1 protein-coding gene is annotated in these 244 nt (G+C 64.3%); it reads left to right on the top strand.

What is annotated here, in order from left to right; all coding sequences use genetic code 11:
* Nucleotides 1-244 (top strand): hypothetical protein (locus MTCD1_RS21410; RefSeq protein ID WP_200818707.1); only part of this gene is annotated, 244 nt, incomplete at both ends.

The following is a 244-nucleotide window of genomic DNA, read 5'->3' as shown; positions in this document are numbered from 1 at the left end:
CCAAGAGACCGACGGCATCAATGCCTGCCGCGGCTTTTACGATCCGGCCACCTGGGCCGGCGCCGGCTGCTTCATCGTGCCCGGCACGCATCAAGATCGCGACGGTTACCGCAACGACAGCGCCAGCCTGCGCGCCGATTACGCCTTCAGCAAGCAGCTGCAGGTCGATGGCTTTGCCAGCCGCGCCGAAGGCCACAACGACTACGACGGCGACTATGTCGACAATTCGGATGTGGTCCAGCAG

Source organism: Colwellia marinimaniae, from assembly GCF_002207865.1.
GTDB classification, from domain to species: domain Bacteria; phylum Pseudomonadota; class Gammaproteobacteria; order Enterobacterales; family Alteromonadaceae; genus Colwellia; species Colwellia marinimaniae.
Note: the sequence above shows the minus strand (reverse complement) of the source record. Positions and strands in the feature narration are given on the sequence as shown.